At 44.9% G+C, this 21,570-nt stretch carries 15 protein-coding genes; 14 read left to right on the forward strand and 1 reads right to left on the reverse strand.

The window, feature by feature from the left end; translation table 11 throughout:
- Positions 1-94 precede the first annotated feature (94 nt).
- Positions 95-3,214: a copper amine oxidase N-terminal domain-containing protein gene (locus ASF12_RS15380; protein WP_056036303.1), complete on the reverse strand. Its 3,120-nt coding sequence runs from the start codon at positions 3,212-3,214 to the stop codon at positions 95-97.
- Between the two features lie 291 nt (positions 3,215-3,505).
- Here ASF12_RS15380 and ASF12_RS15385 point away from each other — a divergent pair, with 291 nt between their 5' ends.
- From ASF12_RS15385 to ASF12_RS15455, 14 genes are all read left to right on the forward strand, one after another.
- Complete coding sequence (locus ASF12_RS15385) at positions 3,506-4,879, forward strand: hemoblobin-interacting domain-containing protein (protein ID WP_056036305.1); 1,374 nt, start codon at positions 3,506-3,508, stop codon at positions 4,877-4,879.
- 98 nt (positions 4,880-4,977) lie between these two features.
- Complete coding sequence (locus ASF12_RS15390; RefSeq protein ID WP_056036308.1) at positions 4,978-6,594, forward strand: S-layer homology domain-containing protein; 1,617 nt, start codon at positions 4,978-4,980, stop codon at positions 6,592-6,594.
- Between the two features lie 216 nt (positions 6,595-6,810).
- Positions 6,811-8,619 carry a sensor histidine kinase gene (locus ASF12_RS15400; RefSeq protein WP_081418835.1) on the forward strand — a complete coding sequence of 603 codons (1,809 nt, stop codon included), beginning with the start codon at positions 6,811-6,813 and terminating at the stop codon, positions 8,617-8,619.
- Complete coding sequence (locus ASF12_RS15405) at positions 8,616-9,752, forward strand: response regulator (RefSeq protein ID WP_056036313.1); 1,137 nt, start codon at positions 8,616-8,618, stop codon at positions 9,750-9,752. The genes ASF12_RS15400 and ASF12_RS15405 overlap by 4 nt, the downstream gene beginning before the upstream one ends.
- A 138-nt stretch (positions 9,753-9,890) precedes the next feature.
- A complete protein-coding gene (gene pyrF / locus ASF12_RS15410) occupies positions 9,891-10,790 on the forward strand; it encodes an orotidine-5'-phosphate decarboxylase (protein WP_056036314.1) in 900 nt (299 codons plus the stop codon).
- A gap of 251 nt (positions 10,791-11,041) precedes the next feature.
- A complete protein-coding gene (locus tag ASF12_RS15415) occupies positions 11,042-11,695 on the forward strand; it encodes a hypothetical protein (RefSeq protein WP_056036316.1) in 654 nt (217 codons plus the stop codon).
- Positions 11,688-12,395, forward strand: a complete 708-nt coding sequence (locus tag ASF12_RS15420; protein ID WP_056036318.1) for an SDR family NAD(P)-dependent oxidoreductase — start codon at positions 11,688-11,690, stop codon at positions 12,393-12,395. Before ASF12_RS15415 ends, ASF12_RS15420 begins: the two co-directional genes overlap by 8 nt.
- Positions 12,392-13,015 (forward strand): dTMP kinase, encoded by a 624-nt coding sequence (gene tmk, locus ASF12_RS15425; RefSeq protein WP_056036321.1) that lies wholly within the window; start codon positions 12,392-12,394, stop codon positions 13,013-13,015. Before ASF12_RS15420 ends, tmk begins: the two co-directional genes overlap by 4 nt.
- Complete coding sequence (locus ASF12_RS15430; RefSeq protein ID WP_056036322.1) at positions 13,002-13,625, forward strand: hypothetical protein; 624 nt, start codon at positions 13,002-13,004, stop codon at positions 13,623-13,625. Before tmk ends, ASF12_RS15430 begins: the two co-directional genes overlap by 14 nt.
- A 16-nt stretch (positions 13,626-13,641) precedes the next feature.
- Positions 13,642-15,219 carry a nucleotidyltransferase family protein gene (locus tag ASF12_RS15435; protein ID WP_162241899.1) on the forward strand — a complete coding sequence of 526 codons (1,578 nt, stop codon included), beginning with the start codon at positions 13,642-13,644 and terminating at the stop codon, positions 15,217-15,219.
- Between the two features lie 26 nt (positions 15,220-15,245).
- Entirely contained in the window at positions 15,246-16,253 is a 1,008-nt protein-coding gene (locus ASF12_RS15440; RefSeq protein ID WP_056036327.1) for an ABC transporter ATP-binding protein, read from the forward strand.
- A 12-nt stretch (positions 16,254-16,265) separates the two neighbouring features.
- Positions 16,266-17,054 carry an ABC transporter permease gene (locus tag ASF12_RS15445; RefSeq protein ID WP_056036329.1) on the forward strand — a complete coding sequence of 263 codons (789 nt, stop codon included), beginning with the start codon at positions 16,266-16,268 and terminating at the stop codon, positions 17,052-17,054.
- 18 nt (positions 17,055-17,072) lie between these two features.
- Positions 17,073-17,867 (forward strand): ABC transporter permease, encoded by a 795-nt coding sequence (locus ASF12_RS15450; RefSeq protein ID WP_056036330.1) that lies wholly within the window; start codon positions 17,073-17,075, stop codon positions 17,865-17,867.
- Positions 17,868-18,124: 257 nt separating this feature from the next.
- Positions 18,125-21,523, forward strand: coding sequence for an RCC1 domain-containing protein (locus ASF12_RS15455; protein ID WP_056036332.1), 3,399 nt, complete (start codon positions 18,125-18,127; stop codon positions 21,521-21,523).
- Positions 21,524-21,570 lie beyond the last annotated feature (47 nt).

A 21,570-nucleotide genomic window follows, 5' to 3' on the forward strand; every position in this document is an offset into this window, starting at 1 on the left:
TTCCTATTGGTGAGATGCATGTCATGCAAAAAAAGGCCGGGACCCCATTGAGGGGCTCCCGGCCTTTTTTGCGTACATCTTGATTCTATTAAATTTAAACTCCTGTAGGCTGGTCAGGAGTTGGTGTTGTTGGTGCTGTTGGTGTCGCTGGTGGGGTAGCTGGCGTTGGAAACAGAACAGCTGCCGAAGGATCGGACAACGCATTCGCACCGCTTTTGGCTACCGAAAGCACATACACCCGATAATTGGTGTCGTAAGCGAGTGGCTGACCACTAGCATCCGATGTGTTTTTGTTTATTGTTAGTATGGCTTCAGCTGGCGATGGTGTGTAAATGCTGGATGCACTTGCCGAGGCTAGGTTAAAGCTGCCAGCATCTGCTTCTTTAACGATAAACACGCGGTATTGCGAGATATTTCGCTCATCAGCCGGTTTCGTGAAGGATACTTGAATATCCTGGCCGCTCGCGAGCAGGGTTGCATTAACCGCTGTTGCTGCCGCTGCTGGAGGCAGCGGTACAGGAAGTGTAATAGTCGCAGAGGCAGAAGACAGTGCATTGGTGCCTGCCGAGCTGCCGCCGCCAACGGACAATACAAACACTTGATAGCTGACGCCGGCTTGGATGAACTCTCCGCCTGTGTCGCGTGTATTGCGAGTAAGCACTTTGCTCGGTGTATCGGTTTTATTGACTGCCGTAAAATAATCAGGCAAAGTAATCCGATTCGCTGCATTCAGGTCAAAACCGCCAGCATTCGCACTTTTGACGATGAAAATACGGTAATGGTCGATATTGCTTTCGTCCGAAGCTTTTGTAAAATCGACTTTGATATCTTGACCGCCATTGTATTCAGCTGCAACCACATTGGCTGCCGCAGATACACCTTTAGCTGCTAGCGTAATTGCTGCTGAACCGAGGGACAGTGCATTGGTGCCTGCCGAGCTGCCGCCGCCAACGGACAATACAAATACTTGATAGCTGATGCCATTTTGAATAAGGTCGCCGTTAACGTCCCGCGCAGTTGCAGCAAGCACTTGGCTAATATTTCCGCCTGTCTTAGCTACTGTCGTGTAGTTATTGGCGTTGCTCACAGCGTTAGCCGCTGCTAGATTAAAGCTGCCCGCATTAGCAGTCTTAACGACGAAAATACGGTATTGGTTCAGGTTGGTCTCATCGGCTGCTTTGGTAAAAGCAACAAGCAAATCTTGACCGTTGTTAAGCTCGTTTACGTCGCTGACAGCAACATTGGCTGCTGCTGTTACAGCGCTAGCTGACAGGATAATCGGAACTGAGCTGCCAGACAGAGCATTGTTGCTAGTCGAGCTTCCGTTGCCGACGGACAAGACGAATACCTGATAGCTGACTCCGTTCTGGATGAGCACGCCATTAACGTCACGCGCTGTCGCAGGCAATACTTGATTAATATTTCCGCCTGTTTTGGAAACGGTCGTATAATAGCTGGAATTTGTAATATTGTTTGCTGCAGCCAGATTGAAGCTGCTTGCATTTGCCGTCCTAACGACGAAGATGCGGTAATGGTTCAAGCTGCTCTCGTCGCTAGCTCTAGTGAAGGAAACGCGCAAATCCTGTCCATTGTTATAGTCGCTCACGTCGCTTACGCCTACATTGGTTACACTGCTGACTCCTGTGCTATAAAGCGCAATACTGGAGGAAGCGGTGGACAAGGTGCTGGAATAGGAGGAGCTGTTATTCGTAACACCCATTACAAACACACGGTAGGCAACGCCATTCATAATGGAATTTCCCTTCACATCTCTTGCGCTGGAAGAGAGAATTTGGCTGTAGCTGCTGCTTCCCGTTCTAGAAACATCGGTATATCTTCCCGACGCTACGTTATTCGCCTCTGTTAAATTAAAGTTGCCGTAATCAGCCTCTCTTACTACGAAAATCCGGTAATAGCTAATCCGGGACTCATCCGATGCCCGATTAAAATTAACGCGCAAATCGCGGCCATCTCCATAGTTGCTGACATCGGCTACGCTCGTAATCGTCGGATTAAATCCGGAAGAAGAGCCAAGTGTCACAGACGAAGAAGCCGAAGACAAGGTATTAGCAGTAGTACCTGCGCTGCTGCTCATGGAAAGGACATAAGCGGTATAGGCAACGCCATTTTTAATATATTCACCCGAAGTGTCCCTTGCCGAGGAGCTGAAGCCTGTACTCATCGTACTGCTGCCCGTTTTGGAAACCGTCGTGTAATAGGAGCTATTAAGCGTATTGGCTGCTGCCAAATCAAATTTGGAAGCATTGGCGGTCTTCACAATGATCACCCGGTAGCTGGAAATGTTGCTTTCATTGGAAGCCCGTGTAAAGCTGACCGAGAGGTCACGGCCGTCGCCGAAGTCGCTAACATCGCTAATGCGTACATTCGAAGCAGCGTCTACTGTCGATTTGACGCTCAGCGTAATGGAGGCAGAAGGGCTGGATAGCGCGTAACGATCGTTATTGCCAACAGTCAAAATAAAAACTTTATAAGGCAGATTAGAACGAAGCAACGCCCCGTCTGTATCTCTTGTTTGAGCCGTTAGTACATTGTTTTGGTATGCGGACGATGTAGGAAGCGCCGTATAATTCGTACCGCCTACAATTTGCGCCTTAGCCAAATTAAAGGAAGACGCTTTGTCTGCCGGAACGACGAGTATGCGGTAGCTGTTCACATTCGTCATATCGGTTGGAGGTGTGAAATTAACCTGCAAATCTCTTCCGTCTCCATTTTGGCTAACTGTGGACACACTCACCGAGGTGGCTGCGCCAATACTTACGGATGCAGATGTTGTAATGCGTACACTTCTTGTTTTCGCATCCCATTTCACATCCTCGCCAAGCGATTCGCTGACGAAGCGGACAGGAACGACGGTTCTGCCTTTAATGGAACGGGCAGGGGCGTCCAGTGTAACGGTTGTATTGTTAATCGTAGCCGTTCTGGCACCCAGTTTAAGAACAACGGTTGTATCGCCCTTCGTAGCGGTTACCGTTTTGGTTTTTTGACTCCATAATACTTTGGCATCTAAAGCTTCAAAAATCCCGCGCAAGGGCACAAAGGTGCTGCCCGAAATAATAATAGCGGGTTGATCAGTTTGCAGCACTTGTCCATCGATATAAATTTTAATATCGGTTGTTGCTGCCTGCGCTACAGGCTGAAGTAACACAAAAAACAGCGTTGCAAAAGCAGCTAGAGCGGAAACCATTTTTCTCATAACGTTCATATCCCCTCTGGATCGTTCTTCCATCATTTTCTGGATCGATAATAAGACGAAGCAAGAAGGGTAAAAGTTTCTACTTATTCATATTTTGTTCATAAAAATCTGGCGCCTAGGATAAAAGGGGGGACGAGAGATTTGAAATGGGTCAATTAGAGGAGGTCTTTTGTCGGAGTTTGTCATTTTGCTGTCATTGGGGTGGATTATACTTAGCTGGAATAGTGGGCAGGAAGGTTGCTCATTGAAAGACATGCCGAATACGAGAATGTACAGGGGAGTGAAAGATTCATGTTAAAAGGTTGGTTTAAAGTAAAAGCGCAAGGGAAATCTAGCTTCACCGTGTTGTCTATGATGTTGGCGCTAGTCGTAGCGCTGTCTGTTCTGCCAAGCACGGCTTTGGCTGCTCCAACTCCGGTTTCGGTGAGCCCGAATCTCAGTACAGTTGCCTTGGAGACAAACAGAGGAATCGTTACACAAGGTAAAGTGAAAGTGACGGGCCTTTTTAATTCGAATAGTACAGTTGTATGGTCGACCTATGGAAAGGCAAGTGCAGAGGTGGTGCCTGAAACAGGGACATCGTTCAGCACGATTGCGGGTGCTTATAGTTATAACCTGAACTATAATCCTTTTGTACCGGCTGCTGCTGGCGATATCCTTTCTATCGTTGAAGTAGATGCTCAAAGCGGAGAGGTTGTAGGCTACACTTCGCTAGCGGTTGGAGCTAATCATGTTGGTACGGTGGCTCCTATGGTCGATCGGAACTATGTTTTCCCTGGAATACAAGCTGGTTATAATCAATTTTTGCAGGGTGCCAATTTTTACGATACACCCAATGGAGTAACGCTTAGCAACTTCATAAGCTCTGATACCGCTATAGCTTCTGCAAGTCCAAATGGTTGGTATTTTTATATTAATGGGGTTAGCACAGGTACGGCTACTATAAGCTTTGATGCCGCAGACAATCTGACAGGGGATAAAATAAGAACAACAATGCCTGTTTCGGTTGTGACATTTCGCCAGCCATATCTAAATAATAATGAAGATTACTATTTTACTGGAAAAGCCTTAACGATTTCCGTTAATCCTCCAACTGCACAATGGGCGCCGGACTCTATTGAAGTAAATGGAGTGACTGTGTCAAGCGAAAGCTATACTTATACACCTGGGGTCTTTGGTCAAATTGACGGCGAAATTGTGCTGCAAGCCAGCGTGCTGTCAGAAGGTGAAAATAAAATCGTTGTGAAGACCTATGATACGATAGATGGGGTGTACGAAACTACTCTTCATCAATCCGAGCATTCCTACTATATGAGCGAGCCTCTTATTGATAGGGCGAGCGGCGGACTAACCGCATCCGTCAAATTCGTAAGAAACATCACTAACAATAGTTATAATGATCAAGCAACCGTTATTTTTCAGCTTATGAACGGCGATGTGCCAGTGGATACCGTTTCTGTTACGACTGACAGGCTGAATGGCTATCAGACAAATCGCGCACATTTCAATTTAGCGGATGCGGCAACAAATCCGAACTACTCGGTCCGTGCTTTTCTCATTACAGGAGACAATGCCGATCCTAGCAACCTAGGCTATAATCTTGTAACAGAAGTGGATGCGACAGAGTTTGAGCAGCGTTACCAAGAATGGCGCAACTGGGATTGATAGTGGGCTTATATTTCACCCTCGAAACGGTAGCTTAGCCGCGAGAGGACAGCTTTAGCCGTTTACGCTTAATTGAATAGAAAAGAGGTATGTCTGAAGTGAGAATACGTACATGGAGCTTAACTCTAATCATTGGTCTATGCCTATCGCTGTTTCCCATCTCCTTATGGGCTGCTGTCTCGGTCAATCCGGTGACAGGCAGCATCCATCCTGGCAGCCAAATTAATATCACAGGAACCTCAGACCTGTCCGAGGTCATTATTAAAGTGTACCGTCCTGACCGCAGCATTCTATATTTTAATGTGGCCAAGGTTAGCAATGGCACATACAGCGACACCATTACCCTTGGTGCTAATGAAGTGGTCGGAACGTATGAGATTAACGTTGGACAAGCTGACCAGATTTCATCCACCAATGTAGTGGTAACGACAAGCACAACGACGGCTGCCCCTGTGGCAAATCCGGCGAGTGGAGCCGTTGCAGCGGGTACAAACGTGACGCTGAGCAGCTCGACAGCTGGCGCGGCTATTTACTACACGACGAATGGCAGCAACCCAACCACAAGCAGCACCTTGTACAGTGGACCGATTGTCGTGAGCAGCGCGCTGACGATTAAAGCTATCGCTGTTGCCAACGGCAAAGCAAATAGCGAAGTGATGAGCGCAAGCTACACGATTTCAGCCTCAACTGGCGGCGGTGGCGCTGTTGGTGGCGGCGGTTCGACGACTGTGCCTAGCACGGACAAAGTTATCTCAACGAATGGTAATCTGACGCTTCCAGTTGGCAAAGCGGGCGAGGTAAGCTTGAATAGCGAAGTCATCGTCTCGATTCCAGCTAATGCGACAGCGAAAGAATTAATCATCTCCATTACCAAATTGCAAAATGTACAAGGCCTGCTCACAAATAAGGAAACACTGGCTAGCTCCGTCTTTGAAATTTTGAAAAATTTCACGGAAAACTTCAGCAATCCTGTTACATTGACGTTCACTTTCAACAAAGCAAGTCTGAAGAGTAACCAGAAGGCTTCGGTGTTCTATTTTGACGAAGGGAAGAAAGCATGGGTAGAAGTCGGTGGAACGTTTAGCGGCAACCAGATTACGGTAGCGGTGGATCATTTCACGAAGTATGCGGTTATGGCTGTAGCTCAACCTATTGTCGATCCTATAAATCCAGCTCAGGAATTCAACGATATTTTCGGCCATTGGGCGGAAGCAAACATTAAGAAAGCAATTGGCGCAGGCATTGTCAGCGGATATCCGGACGGCAGCTTTAAGCCGAATGCAACGGTAACACGTGCAGAATTTGCAGTGATGCTGATGAACACGTTGAAGCCGGAGGAAGAGGGGCCAGCACTCACCTTCACCGATACAGCGACAATTGGCGCATGGGCGCAAAAAGCAGTTGCGCAAGCGGTACAAGCTGGCATTACGAAAGGCTACGCTGATGGCGCATTCCATCCGAATGCTCAAATTACGCGAGCGGAAATGACAGCTATGCTGGCAAACGCAGCAGGTATTCCTGCTGATGAGAATGCGGCAACTGGTTTTGCAGATGATAAGGACATCCCAGCATGGGCGAAAAGCGGCGTGGCTTATGCGAAGCAAGCCGGCATTGTACAAGGGAAAGGCGATAATCAATTCGCGCCTCAAGCCTATACAACAAGAGCGGAAGCGGTAACGGTATTGCTGAATATTTTGGCGCTGCAAAGCAAATAAGGCAGTAAACCATTTATAAAAAAGAAGAAAGCAGTCCCTGCTCAAGGGGCTGCTTTCTCTGCTGAAATGGCCCTGTTTTTCGCCATATTAGGAAATCCAGTCCATTCATAGGCTGGTCCGTTCGCGGACTGGCTCTTTTTTATATTTTTTTTCCTAGTCTTCTGATAAGATATGAAGGGCATCATAAAAGAATAATCTGCTAAGGGGCACTCAGCCATGCATAACAACTTATATTTATCCGCCATGCTCTTGGCAGTCACTTGCTGTTCCCTAATCATCTGCTATCTTTGCTTCAAAAGAAGAGAGCTTCCCATTGCCATTAGCTATGGATTAGGAATGTTGACGGGTACTTTTTATACTTTCGGCTACGCCTTTGAAATCGTCAGCAATTCTTTGGAGGATATCCGGTTTTGGCTGCATATTGAATACATCGGTATTCCATTTGGCACGATATTGTGGTTCATTATGGTATTGCAGTATACCGGACGGCAGGCACTTGTCACCAAAAAACTCGTCATTCTTCTTCTCTTTATTCCCTTCATTAATTTTCTAGCCCACCATACGAATGAGTGGCATCACCTCTTTTATACAAGCATGACTTTAGATCGTTCAGAAGGCTTTCCGCTGGTTGTTTTGGAAAAAGGGCCTTTCTACAAGCTTCATGTCGCATACGCTTATTCTTTTTTTGTCATTGGCATGATCCTCTTGATTCAAATGTTCTTTAAATCGGCTTCGCGGATGAAAAAACAAATTGCGCTTATGTTTATTGGCTCGTGGGGTCCATACGGCTTCACTCTCGTTTATTTAAGCGGCATTCTTAACATGCCGTATGATATTTCTCCATTTGGTTTTCTAGTCTCCGGCATATTTTACATGTGGGGCATTTACCAGTTTAATATGCTGCGATTGGCACCTCTGGCACTGCAAAAGGTATTTGCCTCCATGCAGGATGCCGTAATGATCTTCGATCTGGATCATACGCTCACGAGCTTTAATGAATCTGCCAAAAAAGTGATAACAGGCCTTCACAATAGCTGGATTGGGCAGCCGGCCGCTTACATATTCGCACAATATCCCACTCTACTTGAGAAAATAGCTCGAGGCCCCACTATTGCTCCTAAAGTGCGGCTTGCTCGGGAGGGTGATGAACGGTTTTATAATCTTCATCTCTCCTTTATTCTTGATAATCGGCTCAGACCCGCTGGCCAGATCCTATTGTTAAGCGATGTAACCGAAAGCGTCCGCAACGAGGAACGGCTGCAGGAAAATGCAAAACAGCTCCAGGAGCTCAATACGTTCAAGGATAAAATGTTCAGCGTAGTAGCCCATGATATCCGTGATCCGCTTGCGGTATCGCTGAATCTGATGGAGCTAATGGAGGATGAGCTGCTGGACTACGGGGGCAAGCACGATGAAATCGTTCAGGAGATGGGCCAGCAAATTCAGAAGACGTTTGCTCTCGTAGAAAGCTTGCTCGAATGGTTTCGCAGCCAGCGGGGCGGGATGGTGTTTAATCCGGTGGTGCGGGATCTTGCCCAGACGGTACAGCTGAATGCGCGTCTCTTGCAGGTACGCAGTGAAAGCAAAAGCATCCGTATTATTTCCGAGATTCCACAGGAAACGTTTATTTTTGCCGATAAGGAAATGCTTGATCTCATTATTCGCAATTTGCTGTCCAATGCGATTAAGTTTACGGATTACGGAGGCAGCATTCGTTTAAAAGCAGAGCTTGTGGAGGGCAAAATGGTCGTATCGGTCAGCGATACAGGCGCGGGAGTGCCAACGGAGCAGGTGGATTCACTATTGCAGCAGGATGCTTATCCTGTGCCTTCCATAGGAACCGCGGGCGAGCGCGGCGTAGGATTAGGCCTTACTTTATGCCGGGAATTCGTCCACTTGAACGGGGGCGAGATTTGGTTCGACACGGCGCCCCAACAGGGGAGTACATTTTATTTTTCATTGCCTCTACCTCCATTAGCACCAGCTTACCCCCATGAACAGTCAGAAAGGAGAGGGACAGGATGAAGGTCATCATCATCGATGACGAACTGGCGATGCACCTGATTATGAGCAGAATGCTGGGCAAAATCGACGAAGTCGAGATCATGGGCAGCTTTCAGGAGACGGCTGCAGCCTTCGCTTTTTTGCAACAGCAGGAGATTGATATGATCTTTATGGACATTAGCATGCCGAAGGAGAGCGGGCTGGAGTTTGCTCAGCGGTTACGGGAGCAGGGCAGGCAGACGAAGCTGGTGTTTGTAACCTCGCATAAGGAATATGCGCTGCCTGCGTTCGGCGTCTACGCTTACGACTATATGGTAAAGCCCGTCGTACAGGAAAGGCTTAGACAGACTATTCTCAAAGCGTTATCCGAAGGTACTCCCGCTATGCCGGCGGAGGAACAGAAGGCTGCCCCGACCAAAGTGCTGTTCAATTGTCTCGGTAGAATGGAAATCCGCAGTGCCCGTGATGAAATTATAAAATGGAAGACGAGCAAAAGCGCCGAGCTATTCGCCTATTTATCGCTGCAAAAAGGCCGTCTCGTTTCAAGGGCGCGGCTGATTGAGGATATTTTTGGCGGCATGCCCCGAAAAAATGCGGAAAGCTATTTAAACACAACTGCTTACCAGCTGCGCAAGCTTCTTGAAGCTAATGGACTTAAGGGCAGCCTGCACTCCGACGGTATTCATTATGGCCTGAATTTGAATGAGGCGCGCTTCGATATGTTCAGCTTTGAAGAGGGCTGCAAGCAAATGGCACTCGTTCTTGACGAGAATATCGGGCGGGCGCTTGAGCTGGAGCAGCTTTATGTCGGGGATTTGTTTGGAGATCGCGCCTATCCGTGGGCATGGAGCGAGATCGAACGGTTCTCGCAAATGTATATCGCTCTCTCCCAGAGGCTGTGCAGCGCCTTGCTGCTTAGAGGAGATACAGCAACAGCAATTCGACTGCTCGCTAAGCAGTCTGCTATAAACGAGCTGGATGAAGAGACCATAAAGCTGCTGATGCGCGCCCACGCTCTCCAGAAAAACAAAGAAGCGTTAGTCCAGCAATACATGAAATTTGTAGACATGCTGCATCATGAGATGGGTGTCGGTCCATCGCTTGAGATAACCGTACTCTATGAGCAGCTGCTGCGGGAACTGAATACTTACTGAAAGTAGAGCACAAAGAGGATATATAAAGATATAGATGAATTTTTGTATAGATTTGGAAGACAGTGTATTCATTGTGTGATACAATAAATCACTGAGCCGGCCAAATCTAACGGATTACTTATAAGAGGAGCATAGAATATGAAGAATTTCGCTGATGTGCTTATTGAAGAGATCCTACATAAAAACTCTGTATTAGTCGTAGGGTTAGATCCCGATTTACAATACTTCCCGGATTTTTTAGTGGATAACGATGAGATTAGCAACCAACAAGCTAGTGAAGCCATTTATCATTATAATCGAATTGTAATTGATGCAGTAGCCGAGCATGCAGTAGCTGTAAAGCCACAGCTGGCTTATTATGAGGTTTATGGCAGCGAGGGAATTCATGCATTAGAGAAAACGATTGCCTACGCCAAATCAAAAAATTTAATCGTCATCAATGATGCAAAACGTGGAGACATAGGCTCTACTTCAAGTGCATATGCAAAGGCATTCCTTGGGAATGGCTCTCTTGCAGGAGACATGGTTACCGTTAACCCCTTTCTGGGCAGCGATGGTTACCTCCCTTTCATCGAGGAAGCTGGAAGAAACGGTAAAGGTTTATTTTTACTAGTGAAAACCTCTAATCCCTCTTCACATGAAGTACAAGATGTTAAGCTGGAAAACGGAGAATTGCTTTATATTAAAATGGCTGATGATATCAACAAACTGGCGCAGCAAACATTGGGGGAAAATAATTACTCCTTTATTGGCGCCGTTGTTGGGGCAACCTACCCAATGGAAGCTGAGAAGGTGCGGAAAGTATTGCCAAGCTCTATTTTTCTAGTTCCGGGATTCGGCGCACAAGGCGGAACGGCTAATGATTTAAAGCCATTTTTTGATGCAAAAGGATTAGGTGCCTTGGTTTCCTCATCCAGAGGCATCATCTATAACGGTGCAAAGGAAGAGAAGAAAACAGAAGCTATTCTATATGAATTTATTGCGAAGGCTGCTAGAGAGTCTAAAGAAAAAATCAACGAGGTACGGCTTAGTAATTAATTTTTTAGATGTTTAATACATTTTATTATGAAATATTATTATGAAACTCAAATAGAAGGGCTTTATCTCGGAAGCGGAGATGAAGCCCTTTATTTTTTTATCACAATACTCCATGGGACATTCTAAAGAAATGACCACTAATAACCGCATGAAAAATTAACCGATTGTAAAGGTATCGATTGACATCTTTTACGTTCTATACTATTTATATCTAATTGTTGGAAATATTTGAATAGAAGGGGTGAAGTATCGTGGTCAGTAATATTGTAATCAATCATGTGGTTAAAGGTAAGATTCATACCATCTTTGGAACGATGGACTTATATCGTTTTAGTATGACAGATCTTTTGCAAGCGCCTTCAGAAGCCGTTGAACACTTAGCAGTAGTGAAACGCAATGGAGTAGATTGGGAAGGTCCAGTATTATGTCGTTTTAATTCGGCTTGTATAACAAGCGAAGTGTTTAATTGCACTCGATGTGACTGTAAATGGCAGCTGGACAAGGCTATGGAGTTGATTAGTGCAGCGGGACAAGGAATTATTACCTATCATGCCTCCCATGAAGGACGAGGTTTTGGCCTGGCCACGAAGCTTCTTTCTTACAATATGATGGATGAAGGACTTGATACGGTTGAGTCGTACTCCCAATTGGGGACGGGGATGGAGGATGCTAGAAATTACAGAGCTTCTATCGCCATACTCAATCATTTTAACATAACTCAAGTTAGGCTTATAGGAAATAATAAAAAGAAATATGAAGCCACACGTAACGCAGGTATTCATGTCGTTGATAGATTTGCTTTAGTTTATGACGGGACGGATCAGAAGGTTCTGAAATACTTGAGCAATAAATCGAAAGAGCCTGAGCAAGATCTATTAAGAGATAGAATGAAAATGAATGTATAAGGGTGATATATTGGACAAAATTTTAATAACGGGTTCTGGAGGAGGCATAGCTTCAGAGCTAATCAGGCAGTTAAAGGAGCGGGACGTTCAGGTCATCGGTATGGATTTGAAGACTAGCTGTGCAGCGGTGGACATTCCTATACAGTGCGATTTAAGTGACGAGCATCAAATAAGGAAAGCATTCGACTTATATAAAGATGATTTGAAAAATATAACGGGTATTGTTCATTTGGCTGGAATATATCCGAACCTCAGTCTATCGCAATACGATTTATCATTATGGCAGAAGGTTCACGCTGTAAATGTAACTTCTTTATTTATTATCGTGCAATTATTGCTAGAACAAGGCTGTGATTCTTTAAGCAGTATTATTTGCACCTCAAGTACAGCTGCTAAAGTTGGAAGTCGAGACCCTGCATATGCATCATCGAAGGCGGCACTTCTTGGGCTTTCAAGAAGTCTTAGTCTTTCATTGGCTCCGAAGGGAATAAGAGTTAACTCCATACTGCCGGGAATTATAGATACGGACATGTCCAAGGTGCAATCCTCAGAGCGCCGTGACTATCATCGAAAAAAAACGCTGTCAAACACCATTGGCAAACCTGAGGAGGTCGCTAATGTAATTGCTTTCCTACTCGGAGACCACTCCTCATATATATGGGGAGCTTCAATAGACATTAATGGAGGAATGACATTTTGAGTGGACTTTTAATTGCAATGTGCGGGTTGGATGGAGCAGGGAAGACTACACAAATCGGAATGCTTACCAAATGGTTTGAGCTTAATAATGTGCAATTATACAACACCAAGCAGCCAACTGATCAATATAGAAATGATCCGAGGGTACGATCCTATCTTGATGATGGACATGCCCCTGACATGAGAGTCATTGCGATGCTGTCTGCTGCTGATCGAATAACCCATATGTATGATTTGGAGCAGCGCTTGGAGTCGGGCGTTAACATTATATCTGATCGATATATTTACAGTTCTTATGCCTATTTCAAAGTTCGGGGAATGGATATCAATGATATTAAAAATCTTTATGGCTCCATACGCAAACCAGATTTAACTGTTTTTTTAGATATTAAGCCCGAAATAACCATTAAGAGAATACAGGCCCGGGATGGGCACCTAAAATATGAAGAAAAAGACCCGTCTATCTTTATTAATGTAAGGGAAGCTTTTCGAACGGTATTGCCTGAAGATGCCTTAATCATGGATGGGGAAAGAGACCCCCAAGCTATTCATTCTGAAATTATATTACATTTAGAAACGATTATGAGCACAAAGGGAGGATATTCGTATGGTATTAAATAAATTTGTTGAAGTTATAGATCGTACATTTACCTTAGAAAGCAAAAAGGAATTAGAGCTGATGTGCGGCTTGCTAAAGGAACAGGTGAATCTACAGAAAGTTACAGAATGGCTTTCAGAATTGCGTCAAGAATCTGAAGATCAATTAGGTAATTTAGCGTCACTCATGGAAATTCATCCTTTGGGATTTGAAAAGTATGTACTGTGGAGCGGCGAAAATTCGGGAATTCGTGGTCGCTTGCATTACTGGCCGCAAAATAAATGGCCTTTTGAAAGCATACATGATCATAGGTTTAATTTTGCGGTCATCATGTTATGCGGTGAATATACCCATGAGGAATATAATGTCACGGAACTTGAGATGGATAAAGTAGAGGTTGAATTAACCCGCAGCTCTAAGGTAGTAGAGGGCGATACTTATTTTTTTGAAGCGGGCAGCTTCCATCGAGTCATTCCAAGCAATAAAATGACGCTCTCCTTAATTGTTAGAAGCAGGGCCATATTGCCTTATTCAAGGGTGATAAATCCAGAAGATTTAAAGATGAGAAAGGCTTTTGGCAATGTGAAAAAGTTTAAAGATAAGCTTCTAACCCTTGAAAACGCATTAATATGATGGAGGATTTATGAAATTGACGAGAGAGCAAGCGGCATTATTGGAAGTGTCAAAAAGTGTAATAAATAATCATCCATTAACGGCTGATGGTTTTCAGGATGTGGATTGGTCCATTTTAATGAATTTGCTGCAGCAGCATAAAATTTTTGCCTTAACCTATCAAAATATATCTCCTGTCCTGCCGGATAGCTTAAAAAAATCGTGTGAAACCCTATACCAAAACCATGTGGAAATTATTGATGAGAGAATACAAGAAATTAAATTATTATTTAATAAAGCAAAAGAAATGAATATAAATATTGTATTAAACAAGGGAATTGCCTTATCCATCCTCATATATGAGGATGCTTATAAGAGGGATTCTCGGGATATAGATTTGCTCATTAATGAACATGAGATGGATCAAATTAATGAGTTGCTGCGTGTATGCGGCTTTCATAGTGCCATAGGAAATAAAAACACGTATCACATAGACAGGAAGGACCCAAACGATTTCTTTTATTTGGATAAGCCAATATTGAAAGCTCCAGATAGCCATGAATTTTTCGAATACTGGAAACATACCCATTCTGGAAGATACGTTGTACTTGAGACGGGAAGGCATCTGCATCAATCCATTAAAGAGATTACTTCCTTTCTGGAATCCACGCAATATATGAATATTCAGGGCAATGAAAATGTGAAAACCTTAGATCTCGAGCATAGCTGTATCGCCTTGCTTGAAAATGCATTCAATGATGCCGAGGGCTTCGATGAGCGAATTCCAGCACTTAAAAACTATATGGATATAGTCATGTTTTTTAAAAAATATGAGCAAATGGTAAATTGGGATAACGTAAATAAATGGATAGCTAAGTATGAATTGAACAGAGAGTTTGCTCTAGTTATAAAGCAAATTAAAGAGATATTTGCCGGCGTCGATCTATCATGTCTAGATTATATTAGAGCAGACGAAGCTTTAAATCATAATCAATCATTTTATGAATGGGATATCAGCATAACAGAGAGATTGTTTCTTGATGGTGAGCAGCGCAAGAAAATGATCGCTTTAATGAGTAAAAAAGCAGCGTTTAGCGATCATAATATCAATTATTGCGGGCCCATAAAAACAAACGATAAGCAGTGGCGGAAGTTGTTAGTAAACGATGATAAATTTGATCTGCGCTATAACTTTGAATATGAGGCGAATCGCCTTATACTCCGTTTGAACCTTTCCGAACCAACTTTAAATAACCTTACTGAAAATCAGGAAATAATGATTTTTCTGGTCGATCCGGATCTGGATTGCCCAGACTATTTCACACATCAAGTCATTATTCGTAAAGAAAACAACAGGCTCCAGCCAGTTGAAAGATCTAAATTTGCCCATGTGAGAGAAGAAGATGTCCTGCGAGGCTGTTCTCATTTTCAAAACGATAATGGAAACTTGATTATTTATTTGCCTTATGAAAACCTTGGAAGTGGCGACTATATTGGATATTTTATAGGGGTCATAGATAATTTGCTGGGCAGAATTCCACATTGGCAAACGGCGCCGCCGTATCATAAGGATTTTTGGACCAGTATGCCCGTCGTAGAGGTTAGGGATCATTAAGTGAAAAATGGGGGCGTCATAGTAGTATGGCTATTATTTCTGTAAATGATATCACCAAAACTTATCGACAGTATAGAAGATTCCCGGGGCTCATTGGTTCCGTTAGGAGTTTATTTACGCGTGAGTATATAGAAGAAATGGCCGTTCATCATCTTAGCTTTTCCATTAAAGAAGGCGAAGCGGTAGGTTATTTGGGCCCTAACGGTGCGGGGAAATCAACAATGATTAAGATGATGACCGGAATTTTGGTGCCTACTGCTGGAGAACTGCGAGTACTTGGAAGCGTGCCTCATCAAGCGCGTAAAGTTAACTCCCGGCAAATTGGAGTGGTCTTCGGGCAGCGAAGCCAGCTATGGTGGGACCTTCCGGTTAAGGACTCCTTTGATCTACATAAGTACATTTATAAGATACCTGCGGCAACTTTCGAGAACAATTTGGAATTTTGCGTGGAATTGCTATCCATCAAGGATTTTATTCAAAAACCAGTAAGACAATTAAGTCTAGGGCAGCGGATGCGTGTTGAAATTGCAATGGCGCTCTTGCATGAACCCAAAATTCTTTTTCTCGACGAGCCTACAATTGGTCTCGACGTGATCGCCAAGGACCAAATCCGGCAGTTTTTGCGTACGGTAAATCGTGATAAAAGAGTAACCATCGTTTTAACGACACACGATATGAAAGATATAGAGGAAATATGTCCGAGAATGATTGTGGTGAATAAGGGGAGCGTCGTTTACGACGGGTCTGTTGTAGAGCTCCGCAACAGACTAGGTAATGAACGCCAAGTTGTCATTGATTTTCGGGAAGAGCCAGGTTTAATCGATATGCCGGGAATAACCTTGCTTCAAGAGGAAGGGCTAAGAAGAACCTATTCTTTTGCAAAAAGTGATGCCAGCGTATTTGATCTTGTGAGTCGAATTGCAGCGAAGTATCCCGTTGAGGACGCTTCAATTGAAAGTGCGGATATCGATTCCGTTATCCGGCAGCTATATCATCAACTAGCTGAAGCCGATTTAAAACGCCAAATTGGTTAAGGTGGGTTAGTAATGAGAATGTATCTTATGTTCGCAATGAAAGCTTTTTCTAACCAGTTAGCTTACCGTTCGGAAGTTTGGCTCCGTTTACTGGGCAACTTTGTCACGATCCTGATCCAGGTTGAAATCTGGCGAGCCGTTATTGGTAGCGGCAGTGTAGCGGGTATTAAGGCCGAACAAATGATTACATACAGCATTATCAATACACTGCTTTTTGCCCTGTTATTAAATGGGGTAAGCAGTAAAGTGGATGGAAGCTTAAAATCGGGAGGAATCGCCTCAGAATTAATCAAGCCGCTATCGTACCCGTTATATTTGCTTTTTGATGGGCTAGGCAATTCCCTCTATCAACTAGCCTTCACTGTTGCGCCGTCTCTCCTTATAGCAGGGCTGTTTTTCGGAATACTCCCACCTGCGACCTTAACAAACCTTTTCGCTTTTTTATTGGCACTGATGCTGGCTCTTATTATTTCTTTTCTTCTAGGTTATCTAATCTCATTACTAGCATTTTGGTTTATGAATCATTTTGCTCTTAGTTGGATGATGGGAGGCCTAATCACTATCTTCTCTGGCTCTTTTTTGCCACTTTGGTTTTTCCCCCCTTCATGGGCTTCTGTAGCGAAAATGCTGCCATTTCAATATATGGGTTATGTCCCGGCGGCCATATATCTAGGCAATATAACGGAAACTGAACTATGGCAGGTGCTTGCCATGGGGGTAGGGTGGATCGTGGGATTACTTGTCCTCGTTCAATGGCTTTGGACTAGAGCCGTGCGTCGCTTAGTTGTGCAGGGCGGATAAAGAGGAAGGCGGAAATTCATGACACTGCAGTTGTTTGGCAAGCTAGTTCGTTTATTATTAAAAGAAAGAATGGAGTATCGGGCTGATTTCATCCTTTCCGCTTTTGCTCAAATCATCGCATATGCCGGGGACTATATTATAATCTGGTTGTTTATCCAAAGGTTTAACACGATAGCTGGTTGGACTTGGCCGGAAATAGCCCTTTTGTATAGCATCGGCCTCTTTACGTATGCACTAGGGGCATCCTTTTCTTTTGTACAGATGCGCGAATTGGAAAGCCAGGTTAAACAGGGCACGTTTGATATTTTGCTTATAAAGCCTGTAAATCCCTATTTATACTTAGTAAGCAGGGGCTTCAACTTAGGGTACATCGCCCATATTTTAATCTCTGGTTCTGTACTTATTTGGGCCATCTCGAAGCTGAATATGCAATGGACGCTGAGCGAGTACATCTACTTAATACTAGTCGTTGTCAGCGGTGCTATGATTTATGCCGGAATCCTCACCATTATCGGTGCTGTTTCTTTTATATGGATTAGAACTAATTTTATGTTTACCCTATTTTTCAGATTAAAGGATTTTATTGCGTACCCTTTGCCGATATTCGGAACGTTTATTCAGTTATTGCTTACGGTTGCTGTACCACTCGCCTTTGTTAGTTTTTATCCAGCGGCATTCCTTTTATCTAATGATGCAACGCTTTTACCGCAGTGGGCAATGTGGATGGTGCCACTTGTCGGCCCTCTTTGTTATTGGGCAGGCTATAGGTTCTGGATGTATGGTGCGAACAAGTATCAAGGTGCTGGCGGCTGAGTTAATGAGAAGATAGACCTCAAACGGGTCAAGATATATCAATATATATCAATATATATCAAGAAGTATAGGAGCAGCTGTCCTCAACCGAGGAGGCTGCTTTTTCTCTTGCTACAAAAACGATCCGTATTTCTTCCAGAGTTTCATGCTCCTTGTCGGAGTTTGTCATTTTGCTGTCATTGAGTAGGGCTATACTTATTTAATTAGTAGGAATAAAGAACCAACTATAAAAAGCAATAATCATTAGGAGGACTATCGTGAAAAACAAACTGGTTAAGAAGCTCGTATCGTCAGCTGTTGCAGCATGTCTATTGTTATCGTCGTTTGGCGTGGCATTTGGTGCCACTACGGCAGCAAATGCTCCCGCGGATATTGAAGGGCATTGGGCACAAAGCCAAGTTTCAGAGTGGATCAGCAAGGGGCTGATTACGGGTTATGAGGACGGCAGCTTTAAGCCGGAAAATCAAATTACAAGAGCTGAATTTATAACACTGGTCAATCGTGCATTCGGCTTTACCGAGCAAACGGAAATTACGTTTAGCGATGTACCCTCTACAAACTGGGCTTATGCAGATATCGCGAAGGCGGTAAAAGCAGGCTACATTTCAGGCTATGCGGATGGAACAATCGGAGCCTTTAAGCCGATTAGCCGTCAAGAGGCTGCGGTCATTGTCATCCGTCTGCTGAAAATCAATCCGGCAGCCAGCACTACGGCAGCAGCCTTCGCAGATGCGAATCAGTTTGCCAGCTGGAGCAAGGGCGCGATTGGCGCAGTTGTAGCTAAGGAAATTATGAAGGGCTACAGCGCAGATAATACGTTTAAACCGGCAGCCTTTATTACTCGCGCAGAAGCGGTAGTAACGCTGAACCGTGCAATGGAGTCGCAAGCGATCGTTTATGACGCGGCGGGAACTTATGGTCCAGCTGCTGGAGTTGAGACGGTTAATAAGAACGTCGTTGTTAGCGCAGCTGGCGTAACGCTGAAAAACATGGTCATTAATGGCGATCTGTTATTGGGCGAAGGCATCGGCAATGGCGATGCGTTCTTGAACAACGTCAAAGTAACGGGAACCGTAACCGTTCAAGGCGGCGGCGAGAACAGTATCCATTTTAACGACTCGGTGCTTATTGATATTGTGATCGACAAAAAATCAGGTACAGGAACTGTGCGTATCGTGTCGGAAGGCACAACAACGATTGCGCTTGTTATGGTTAACTCTCCTGCGATTATTCAAGAATCAGGCTCAGGAGCAGGCTTTGGCAATGTAAACTTAAATGCAGTACTGCCAGCAGGTGCGAAAGTAACCCTGCAAGGCTCATTCAACACGGTCAATGTCAGCGCTCAGCAAATTCAGGTTGACCTGCCGACAGGTACTGTCCAGCAGTTGAATGTCAACTCAGGGGCAACTGGCTCGACGGTGAATCTCAGCCAAGGCAGCAGAGTCAACACGCTTGTCCTAGATACGGTTGTGAAAATGTTAGGCCAAGGTACAATTGTACTGGCTACCATTAATACTGGAGGAGTGGGTACGACTTTTGAAAATCCGCCAGCTACTCCAGCTCCAACAGCAACTGTAACAACGGGATCATCAACACCAGCGCCGTCGACAGCAACGCCGACGCCAAGCGCAACGCCAACTGCAACACCAGAACCAACAGCAACGCCAGAGCCAAGCGCGACGGCAACGCCTGAACCGACGGTAACGCCGGAGCCAAGCGCAACAGCAACGCCGGAACCAACGCCAACACCAGTGCCGCAGGCTCCAACGGCATCCGATGTTTTTATTAGCGGGACAGCGACTGTTGGGGAAACGCTAACGGGCAACTACACCTACCAAGATGCAGATGGCGACTTGGAAGATGGAACAGCTTACGAATGGTATCGTTCGGATGATGAGAATGGATCAAACTATACGCAAATTGACGGAGCAAATGATTCAACCTATCTGCTGAGCGAGGAAGATGCGGGATATTACATCACCTTCGAAGTTACACCTGTGAATGCGGCAGAGCCAACAATTGGAGATACTGTTAAAAGTGCAATTACGGGCGCAGTGAAAAACGCTCCCGTTGCTCCATACGTAGAAGGAGTCCAAGTGACAGGTGTACCTGCAGTAGGCCAAACGTTAACAGGGGATTATTACTATTGGGATACCGATGGGGATGCAGAAGAGGGAACAACCTATCAGTGGTATCGCTCGGATGACTACGAACAGACCATTAATTATACGGCAATTGATGGAGCGACAAGCCTTACTTATGTGCTTGGCAGCGAAGATGCTGGCAAATATATGACGTTTGAAGTGACACCGAAAAATACAGCGGCTCCTACAACAGGGCAGGCAGCGAAAGCGGTAAGTCAAGAAAGCGTCATGGGGCAGCCTGTCATTTCAGTAGATGGCTCGTATTCGAACCACTTGCCAATGATTACGATTGGCGAACTGACTGCTGGCAGCGTGGTAACCGTATACGATACAGATGGCACGGCAATTCTGGCCTCGGGTACGGCGATAACGGATACTCTGACGCTTGCACTGAATGCTTTAGCATCGGGAACACATACGATAACCGCTCATGCAGCAGATTCCATGCGGGGGGCGAGTCTGGACTCTGAGGAACTGGAGTATGAAGTGAATGAAATTGCTATTTTGCCGCAAAATCATTTCTCATTAGGATCGAACCATGCTATAGTGCTGGACGCGATGGGCCAAGTGCTCACATGGGGTGCTAACTGGAATGCGCAAATTGGCGACGGGACGACGACAGCTTCCCCTAACCGATTTACAGTGCCTAACTTGCCAAGCGATATTATTGCCGTACAAGCTGGCTTTGGCCATTCCCTGATTCTGACCTCGAAAGGCGACGTATGGCAATGGGGCAGGGGATCAAGCAATACGCCAGTTAAAGTGAACGGGATTGATCATGCGATTGCTATTTCAGCAGAAGGCGGCACGAACTCACTTGTGTTGAAAAGTGATGGAACGGTATGGACATGGGGAGATTATTCACCGCTTGTTCAAGTACCAGGCTTGGATCATGTGCTCGAAATCCAAGCTAGATACGCTTCCTCTTACGTTTTAAAAGCTGACGGAACCGTATGGGCTTGGGGAGACAATACAAATGGTCAGCTTGGCAATGGGACGACAACAAGCAGCAATGTTCCGGTTCAAGTATCGGGACTAACTAATATCGTTTCCATGAAGATGGGCAACCAGCATGCTCTTGCCTTAAGCGTGACAGGAAGCGTATATGCTTGGGGCTTTAATCAAATGGGCCAAGTCGGCAACGGGACGAATGTTAATCAATTGCTTCCAGTTGAACTTGAAGATCTACCCAAAATCACGCTGCTTGGTGCAGGGAATTATCAATCTTTTGCACAGGATGAAGATGGAAATGTATATGCTTGGGGCAGTAACCAGAGCGGCAAGTTAGGTTTCGGCCATACCAATGATACAAACACTCCTGGGATCATTAATGGTATATCTGATGTCCTCGTGATTAACGGGGGCGGCAGCAATACCACTTATGCTCTAAAAGCAGATGGCAGCTTATGGGCTTGGGGCGACGGTTACGATGGCATGCTTGGTGAAGGCGGCAGCGGTGAACGGTATACGCCTGGAATCGTCAATAATTTGAATTTGCTGTTAGCACCATAAAAATTAAAAAGAAGATAAACAGCAGGCTGCCCCGTGGCAGCCTGTTT

Source organism: Paenibacillus sp. Leaf72 (assembly GCF_001422685.1).
GTDB lineage: Bacteria > Bacillota > Bacilli > Paenibacillales > Paenibacillaceae > Pristimantibacillus.